The organism is Pseudomonas sp. Sample_16, assembly GCF_004307665.1.
Taxonomy (GTDB): domain Bacteria; phylum Pseudomonadota; class Gammaproteobacteria; order Pseudomonadales; family Pseudomonadaceae; genus Aquipseudomonas.
On record NZ_RCOB01000154.1, the window covers coordinates 1 to 8,745 of the forward strand.

At 60.7% G+C, this 8,745-nt stretch carries 10 protein-coding genes; 8 read left to right on the forward strand and 2 right to left on the reverse strand.

The features are described from left to right. Positions 1 to 2: 2 nt before the first annotated feature. Positions 3 to 416, reverse strand: coding sequence for a response regulator (locus D8U69_RS20450; protein WP_130905762.1), 414 nt, complete (start codon positions 414 to 416; stop codon positions 3 to 5). Positions 417 to 481: 65 nt separating this feature from the next. After that, positions 482 to 679, reverse strand: coding sequence for a Flp family type IVb pilin (locus D8U69_RS20455; RefSeq protein WP_130905761.1), 198 nt, complete (start codon positions 677 to 679; stop codon positions 482 to 484). A 321-nt stretch (positions 680 to 1,000) separates the two neighbouring features. On the opposite strand from D8U69_RS20455, the gene cpaB reads away from it, so the two are divergent. The 8 genes from cpaB to D8U69_RS20495 are packed head-to-tail and all read left to right on the forward strand — an operon-like array spanning position 1,001 to position 8,490. Further along, a complete protein-coding gene (gene cpaB, locus D8U69_RS20460) occupies positions 1,001 to 1,951 on the forward strand; it encodes a Flp pilus assembly protein CpaB (RefSeq protein ID WP_130908009.1) in 951 nt (316 codons plus the stop codon). A 21-nt stretch (positions 1,952 to 1,972) separates the two neighbouring features. Further along, positions 1,973 to 3,235 carry a type II and III secretion system protein family protein gene (locus D8U69_RS20465; RefSeq protein ID WP_130905760.1) on the forward strand — a complete coding sequence of 421 codons (1,263 nt, stop codon included), beginning with the start codon at positions 1,973 to 1,975 and terminating at the stop codon, positions 3,233 to 3,235. Beyond that, positions 3,232 to 4,419, forward strand: coding sequence for a pilus assembly protein (locus tag D8U69_RS20470; RefSeq protein WP_056852492.1), 1,188 nt, complete (start codon positions 3,232 to 3,234; stop codon positions 4,417 to 4,419). The genes D8U69_RS20465 and D8U69_RS20470 overlap by 4 nt, the downstream gene beginning before the upstream one ends. After that, on the forward strand, positions 4,416 to 5,696 hold the full coding sequence (locus D8U69_RS20475; protein ID WP_056852491.1) for a CpaF family protein: 1,281 nt from the start codon (positions 4,416 to 4,418) through the stop codon (positions 5,694 to 5,696). Before D8U69_RS20470 ends, D8U69_RS20475 begins: the two co-directional genes overlap by 4 nt. Positions 5,697 to 5,706: 10 nt before the next feature. Then, positions 5,707 to 6,591 (forward strand): type II secretion system F family protein, encoded by an 885-nt coding sequence (locus tag D8U69_RS20480; RefSeq protein WP_130908010.1) that lies wholly within the window; start codon positions 5,707 to 5,709, stop codon positions 6,589 to 6,591. Then, positions 6,588 to 7,478, forward strand: coding sequence for a type II secretion system F family protein (locus tag D8U69_RS20485; protein WP_130908011.1), 891 nt, complete (start codon positions 6,588 to 6,590; stop codon positions 7,476 to 7,478). The genes D8U69_RS20480 and D8U69_RS20485 overlap by 4 nt, the downstream gene beginning before the upstream one ends. 10 nt (positions 7,479 to 7,488) lie before the next feature. Beyond that, on the forward strand, positions 7,489 to 8,202 hold the full coding sequence (locus D8U69_RS20490) for a tetratricopeptide repeat protein (RefSeq protein WP_056852488.1): 714 nt from the start codon (positions 7,489 to 7,491) through the stop codon (positions 8,200 to 8,202). Between the two features lie 12 nt (positions 8,203 to 8,214). Further along, positions 8,215 to 8,490, forward strand: coding sequence for a DUF3613 domain-containing protein (locus tag D8U69_RS20495; RefSeq protein WP_130908012.1), 276 nt, complete (start codon positions 8,215 to 8,217; stop codon positions 8,488 to 8,490). The last annotated feature ends 255 nt before the right edge of the window (positions 8,491 to 8,745 follow it).

An 8,745-nucleotide genomic window follows, 5' to 3' on the forward strand; every position in this document is an offset into this window, starting at 1 on the left:
AATCACCCCTTGACCAAATAAACCTGCGGCAAAGGAAAAAGATTATTCAACGTCTCCAACAACCGCACGTGATAAATCGGCTTGCGAAACAAATCCAGCACCTGCAAGCGCAACATGTCACTGACATCATCCATGTCCGCATGCCCCGACATCACAATCACCGGCAAATGCTGACGCGACGTATGCTCGCGCAACCGCTTGATCAACGACATGCCACTTTCCTCCGGCATGCGCAGATCAGTGATGACCAGCGCAATATCCGGATGCTGCGTCAGCGTTTGCAGCGCCAGCTTGACCGATGTCGCCGTGAAACAAACGAAGCCCTCACCCTCCAGCAACTCCGCCAACTCAAGCACTGCGTCCTCTTCGTCATCGACCAGAAGAAGTTGCTGTCGTGGCGCTGCTGGAGCATTCATAAGGCAACCCTGCATTGGACTGAACGCTGACTTTGGATCACTCGAAACAGGCGCATGGCTGACTGTTACAAAGCAGCCTTGATCGATGTAAAGGTAGTGGAAATGGCGGTCTTGACGCCTGAGCTGAACCCGGCGAGAACCACCGCCACCATGGCCGCAATAATCGCATACTCAATACCCGAAGCACCCTCGGTATCCTTGACCAGCCCCTTGTAGAAAACGAACTCCGATTTGACCTTCTGAACCAGCTTGGAAAAAGGCATGACATGTCTCCTGAAGCACCCGGGTGTTGCACAAGCGCAACATGATTCCCCTATGCCAGCATCAGCATTGTCGGCATTCCCCCTTCCAACAACTGTAACAACGCATTAATACGAAAGTATTAGTCGTTTCGTTGACGTCAAAAAACCCTGCATTTCATCGAATTCTTTAACTTTGCCCAGATATTTCGCTCTGGGTAATGGCGTTTTGCTCTAGCTGCGCTACGGTCAAATAGCGAAATCGTTTTATGTTCATAGCTGCCTGATTGCGAAGTTTTCTCGTTGGAAAGCGAGGCTTTAAGCAGCAGGAAAGGGAGAGCCGTCATGAACAGCCGTTTCATCCTGGGTCTTGCCGGATTGTCTCTGGTGGGTGCGGTCATTGCCGGTTACCTGGGCTTCACACTGACCCGCCAACCCGTCGCCGCGCCCGTTGTGCACACCGGGACCGATACGACCACCTCCACCGTACAACCGACCGCGCCTGTTGAAGAAGACACCACTCGCCAACCCGTCGTGGTACTGCAACGGGACATCGCGCCGTTTGTACAAATCACCGCCGACGATGTCGCCCTGGAAAAACTTCGTACCGTCCCCGCGGGCAGCCTCACCCAACTTGACCAGGCCATTGGCCGCACGCCTTGGCGCGCCCTTCGCGCCGGCAGCTGGCTGAGCGATGAAAGTTTCGAAGCTGGCAGTAACTTGGCGCGGATGATTCGTCCCGATGAACGCGCTCTGGCCGTCGCCGTGGATGAAGTGATCAACGCCGGGGGTCAACTGACGCCGGGCGATTATGTCGATGTGCTGCTGTTTTTGCGCGGCGACGCCATCAACCTGCAACCGTCGGCGCAACTGGTGGTACCGGCCTTGCGTGTACTGGGCGTGGGCGAGCAAATGGGCTTGACCAACAACGGCCAGCCCGCCAGCCCGGCTCGCAGTAACGACGACAAACTCAGGCAGGAACAACAACGCGCTGGCGCCCGCACCGTGCTGCTCGCCGTGCCCGAACAACTGCTCAGCCGCTTGATGCTTGCAGCCCAGGCGGGAGTGTTGCGCCTGGCGGTGCGCAGCGCCGATGAAAAACGCCTGGCCCGTTACTGGGCCGGCCAAAGCGAATCCCCGGCCAACATCGCCAACGCCAATCGCGAACTGGTGCAGTTCAATCAACTGGCCATGACAGCTCCTCCCAAACCGATCACCAACAGTGGCGCAACCACACCACGCAAGTCCGCTGTGGAAGTGATCCGCGGTAATGAAATCACTCAACAGACCCCCTGAATCGAGCAAGGACGCCTTTTAATGCGCAGACGTTTTACGCCGTTGTTCAACGGCTTGATCTGGGCCACCTTGCTGGGCAGCTTACCGCTGGCGTCAGCAACCGCTGCAACCGGCAGTTGCGCCACGCTCGGCCCATTGCCGGCCGCGCTGGAAGTGGGCGAAGGGCAGCAACAGGAGTTGCAATCGCCCGTAGCGATTACCCGGATCGCCGTGGGTGACCCGAAAATCGCCGATGTGCGGGTCAACGGCAATCAGGCGTTCCTGATCACCGGCGTCGCCTCCGGCACGACCAGCCTGATGGTCTGGACGGCCTGCGCCAGTGCACCCCGCCAAAGCATGGTGTTCGTCCAGGGTCGCGCGACGACGGCCATGACCACTGCACGACAGCTACCCTCCGCTGATCCCTTGCTGCCATCGCAGGTACAGACCGACATTCGCTTCGTCGAAGTCAGCCGCACCAAACTCAAGGAAGCCAGCACGTCGATCTACGGCAAAAGCTCGAACTTCCTGTTCGGCTCCCCCGGCACGGTGCCGAACACCGCGGTGACACCACGGGTATTCCCGCTGCGCAACCTTGACCCGCGCATTGCCGTGCCGAGCATTCCGCTGGCCAATGACATGTACAACATCGTCGCCGGTGGCGGTAACTTCCTCGCGATCATCAATGCCATGGAGGGCAGTGGCTTCGCCTATACCCTGGCCCGGCCAAGCCTGGTGGCGCTCAGCGGGCAGAGCGCGAGCTTCCTGGCGGGCGGTGAGATTCCGATCCCGATTCCCAGCGCCAACAGCGACAGCTATTCCATCGAATACAAGGAATTCGGCATCCGCCTGACGCTCACGCCGACAGTCATCGGCAACGACCAGATCGCGCTCAAGGTTGCTCCTGAAGTCAGTGAACTGGACTACAACAATGCCGTGACCATCGGCGGCACCACCGTGCCGGCCTTCACCATTCGCCGCACCGACACCAGCATCTCCCTGGCCGACGGTGAGAGCTTCGTCATCAGCGGCTTGATCAGCACGCAAAACACCTCGCAGGTAAACAAGTTTCCGGGGCTGGGCGACATCCCGATCCTCGGTGCGTTCTTCCGCAGTTCCGCGATCAATCGCGAAGAACGGGAACTGCTGATGATCGTCACCCCGCACTTGGTGCAACCATTGGCGGTGAATGCACAGCTGCCATCGCTGCCCGGTGAAAAACTGCGCAACTACGATCCCAACTGGTATCGCCTGTACTTCCTTGAAAACGGCGACTTCGATAAACGCAGCGGGCTATCGCAATGAGCCAGAACCTCAGCCAGACCTTTCTTGCGATCACGCGCAACAGCACCGATCTTGAATGGCTGCAAGGCGCCCTCGCGCCGTTGGGCCAGGTGGTCAGTGCCGGGGGCGGTAGCCTCGATGAACTGCTGGCGCTGGTCGACGTGACCTTCGCCAACCTGGTGTTCGTGGGCCTTGACCGTGAACACGTGGTCGCGCAGTGCGCGTTGATCGAAGGCGCGCTGGAAGCCAAACCGATGCTGGCCATCGTCGCGCTGGGCGACGGCATGGACAACCAACTGGTACTCAATGCCATGCGGGCCGGTGCGCGGGACTTTGTCGCCTATGGTTCACGTTCCAGTGAGGTCGCCGGATTGGTGCGGCGCCTGAGCAAACGCCTGCCGGCCGTGGCGCCCAGCAACCATTTGGGCGGCCTGACCGTGCTGTATGGCGTGCAGAGCAATGCCGACGGTGCGCTGCTTGCCAATCACATGGCGCAAGTGGTGCAGAAGAGCGGCCAGCAGACGCTGCTGCTTGACCTCGGATTACCCCGCGGCGACAGCCTGGCCTTGCTCGGTCTGGAGAGTTCGTTTCATTTTGGCGATGCCTTGCGTCATGTCCGCCGCCTCGATGCCACGCTGATCGACAGCGCCTTCACCCGCTGCGAAGTCGGCCTGCGCATTCTCGCCTACGCCAACAACGATGAACCGCTGGAACACACCAGCGCTGCCGAGTTGTACATGCTGCTCAGCGCCCTGCGCCAACACTTCCAGCACATCGTGGTGAACCTCACCGGCCAGCCCGACAGTGAAGCCCTGCGCACCTTCGTCAGCCATTGCGACAAGCTGTTGTGGTACACCGACCAGAACGTGCTTGATTGCCGCCGCAACCTGGCGGTGCTCAACCTGTGGCGCGAAAAAGGTGTGAAGCTCGATCACGCCAAACTGCTGGTCGACCGTTATCTGCGCAGCGTGGCGCCGGACTCAGATGCCCTGGGCAAAAGCTTCGGCATGGAAATCATCGCCACCCTGGCCTACTGCCCCGAAGTGCGCCTGAACGCAAAGAACCAGGGTGTGACCCTATTCGAATTGGCCCCACGAGAAGTCCTTACTCAAAGCCTACGCACCCTCGGTGAACGCCTGGCCAAACGCTCCGAAAGCCTGGCCAAACCCAAGTCCTGGTTCAGTCGCTTGAGAGGTGTGCAATGAGCGCGGAAAAACTCTTCGGCGCCAGCCCGCGCGCGGTGGCCGGCAATACCGATCATGAAGGCCTGAAACTGGTGCTGCACCGCTACATCATTGATGCCATCGAAGAGTCCGGCAAAAACCTGCTGGAAGGTTCACGGCAAGTGCTGTCGCAGTTCGTCATCGACAAAGTGGCCGAATACATCGCGCGCCTGCACCTGGCGATTTCCCGCTACGAGATGGAGCGCCTGGCCGAAGAAATCGTCGACGAGCTCACCGGTTTCGGCCCGCTGGAAGTGCTGCTGCGTGATTCGGCCGTGACCGAAATTCTGGTCAATGGCCCGCATCGGGTGTTTATCGAGCGTGACGGTGTGCTGCACCAAAGCGATTTGCGTTTCATCGATGCGCACCACGTCGAACGCGTCATGCAACGCATTCTTGCGCCACTGGGACGCAGGCTCGATGAGTCATCGCCGATGGTCGATGCGCGCCTGCCGGACGGCAGCCGGGTCAACGCGATCATTCCCCCGATTGCGCTGGACGGCCCTTGCCTGTCGATTCGAAAGTTCCGCCAGGACATGCTCAAGAGCACCGACCTGATGGCCATGCAAACCATCGATCAAGCGATCTACGAATTCCTCCAGGAAGCCGTGGGCAAGCGCTGCAATATCTTGATCAGTGGCGGCACCGGCACCGGCAAGACCACGCTGCTGAACATCCTCAGCCAGTTGATCAACCCCCATGAACGCCTGGTGACCATCGAAGACGTCGCCGAATTGCAACTGGGCCACCCGCACGTGGTGCGCCTGGAAACCCGCCCGCCGAATGCCGAGGGCCATGGCGAGGTGAAGGCCAGCGACCTGATTCGCAACGCCCTGCGGATGCGTCCGGACCGGATCATCCTCGGCGAGATCCGCGGTGTCGAAGTGGTCGACGTACTGACGGCGATGAACACCGGCCACGACGGCTCCATGAGTACCGTGCACGCCAACAATGCCCAGGATGCTTTGCTGCGCCTGGAAACCCTGGTCGGTCTGACGGGCCGCAGCATCGCCGAACGGACCTTGCGCCAGATGATCTGCGCCGCGCTGGACGTGGTGATTCAGTTGACCCGCATGCCCGACGGTCGCCGTTGCGTCAGCGAGGTGGTGGAGGTCATCGGCATCCGCGAAGACGTCTACGTGACCAACACCCTGTTCCGCCTCGACCGACGCAGTGGCTTTGGTTTCCTGCGCGAGGCGCTCAACCCGGCCGGCGACAAATTGCGTCGCGAGTCGACGCTCTCCCCTATCGCGTACTGAAGGCCACGGCATGCTCAAACCGCTGCTGCTCATCGTCGTTTGCCTGGCCTTGCTGGGCCTGTCGGCGCGTTTGCTCTATCGCGGCCTGCGTCAACCCGGCACCCAGCGCGTGCTGGAGCGCTTGAGCCAAGGGCAACCGGAACGGGTGGCGCACAAAACCTCATGGTCGGCGCTGGAGCGGGCCTTCTTGCGCGCAGGTCTCGGGCGCCCGACTGAACGTATCGAACAGTGGCTCGCCCTGTGGGGGCTGCTTGTTTTAGTCGCCGTCGTAGCGGGCGGCTGGATCGGCTTGCTGTTGGCGTTATTGCTGCCGCCCTTGCTCCTGAAAGTGTTTGTCGAATGGCGCTACCAACGCCGGCTAAAGCGCATGATCGAACAATTGCCGCCGCTGCTCGATCACACCGTGCGCAGCCTGAAGTCCGGACGCACCCTGGCCGATGCCGTGCTGGGTGCGATCGATGCCGCCCAGGACCCGCTGAAAAATGCCTTGGGCCGGGTGCAACGCAACGTACAACTGGGCATCAGCCTGCCCGATGCGGTATCGGACTTCGCCGAACTCTACGACAAAGACGAACTGCGTCTGTTCGCCCTCGGCCTGAAGGTCAACCACCGCTACGGCGGCAACGCCAGCGAGTTGCTGGAAAACCTGATCAAGATGATCCGCGAACGCGAACAGGCGGCGCGTCAACTGAGCGCCATGACCGGCGAAACCCGCGTCACGGCGGTGGTCCTGGCGGCGTTGCCGGTCACCGTCGCCGGTTACTTCCTGATCGCCAATCCTAAATACCTGATGACCATGTGGAGCGATGGCTCGGGGCAAATGATGCTGATGGCCGCGCTGGGCTTTCAGGTGTTTGGCTGTCTGGCGCTGTGGCGCATGTTGCGTAGCCTATGAACCTGTCATTGCTGTTGAGCTCGCTGCTGTTTCTGTTGGCATCGCTGATGCTGCTCAGTGTCGTGCTGGAACTGCGTCGGCGTGCCCGCCAAGTGGTGCAACGGCTGGACGGTAAAAACCCGGCGGATAACCGCTTCAACCAATGGCTGCATGCGCTGGGCAACAGTCGAGTGGGCCGGCAAACGGTCAGTCTCGATAACGAAACCCAAACGCTGCTCAACGCCCTCGGCTGGCGCACCGCCCGCAAACGCTCGATCTTCGCGGCGTGCCAAGTGGGGGTTCCGGTGCTGGCACTGGCCCCGAGTGCACTGATCCAGGGGCTGTTCTTCCCGCAAGTCGCCAATCCGTGGATTGTCCCGGCATTTGCCGTTGGCATCGGTTATCTGCTGCCAAAACGTCTGCTTGCTGCCGCCGCTCACCGTCGGCGGAAAAAACTGGCGATCGAAATTTCCACCTTCATTCCACTGCTACGCATTCTGTTTGAGTCGGGCATGGCCGTGGAGCAATCGCTGCGCGTCTTGAGCAACGAAGGCAAACAACTGCTGCCGATTCTGACCCATGAATTACGCCTGGTGCTGACCCGCGTCGACTCCGGCCTGGAACTGGCCGAGGAGCTGAACAAGGCCTCGCGCATGCTCGCGGTGGACGAATTCACTGACACCTGCGTGATCCTGCAACAGCTGATACATCAGGGCGGCGGCGCGATGAAATCCCTGCTGGCGCTCAAGTTATTGCTCGATGATCGGCGCCTGACGCGCCTGCAGGAATACATCTCCAAGATGTCCGCGAAAATGTCCGTCGTGATGATGCTGTTCCTCTTCCCGGCGTTATTGATCGTCCTGGCCGGCCCGGGGCTCACCGCCCTGGCCCGGGCTTTTGCTTCGTAGAGGGATTCTGATGAAAGCACTGATTGCCGGTTTGAGTCTGCTGTTGCTCAGCGGTTGCGCGAGCACCGGTCAAACACCCTGGAGCGCCCTGACCGACTCCGCCAGTTGCAGCAAGCTGAGCTCCGAGCAACAGCTGTCGCTGAACCTGGCCGAGGACATGGCCAAGGAAGGCAAACTGCACGCCAGCCTGGCCAACCTGCAAAGCCTGCCGGACAACCTCGCCGATGTGCGCCTGCGCAAAGCCAAGGTCTACCGATTGCTCGGCCGCAGCGAAGCCGAACCGTTGTACCGCAGCCTGCTCGGCGGTTGCATGGCCGCCGAAGCCGAACACGGCCTGGGCCAACTCGCCGCCGCCAGGGGCGACAACGGCCTGGCGCAGGCCCACTTGCAGCGCGCCGCGCGACTGGCGCCCACCGACGAAAAAATCCGAAATGACCTGGGCGTGGTGTACCTCAACCAACTGCGTGTCGAAGATGCCCGATTCGAATTCCTCACCGCCATGGAACTCAAGCAAAGCGACCTGCTGGCCGCGCAGAATCTGGTGACGCTGCTGATCTACCAGGACGACTGGAGCCGCGCTGCCGAACTGGTCAGCCGCCTCGGCCTGAGCCCGGCGCAAGTCACCGAAGCCCAGGCCCGCGCGGAAAAACTCAAGACCCCGGCCAAACCTGCCGCGACCGCCGCCGCGCAAGTTGCAGCGGTCACCACCGTGCCCCTTCAGTAGGGAGATCCCAGGATGAAATCCACTACCCTCTGCTGCCTCGGCCTCCTGGCCTTGCCACTCAATGCCCACGCTATCGGCCCTGGCCCCGCGTCACCGCAACAACAGGAAACCGAAGGCTGGTTGCAGCTGCAAAGCAGCAATATGGCCGCCTCCCAAAAAACCCAAACCGCCACCGCGACCGAACGGGAACTGGCCATGCAACGCTGGCTCAAGAGCTACCAGCATGAGATTCCGGCGTTTTTTGATCAGGATGCGGGGGGTGCGGTGGACAGTGGGTCGGGTCAATAGTCTGGATTTTTCGGTTTGGTAGGGGCCGGCTTGCTGGCGATGGCGGCTGTTCAGTCGACAACGCCGTGCCTGACAGATCATCGCCAGCAAGCCGGCTCCTACATTTGAAATGCATTCCCCTGTGCCAGCCTGCCGTCGATGAACGCTAACGCGGCCTACTACGGCGGATCGAGATTATCCAGAGCCCGATTCACCGCCAACTCACCGAGCATGATGATCTGCGCAATGCCCAGCAGCGCATTGCGATGCGGACTG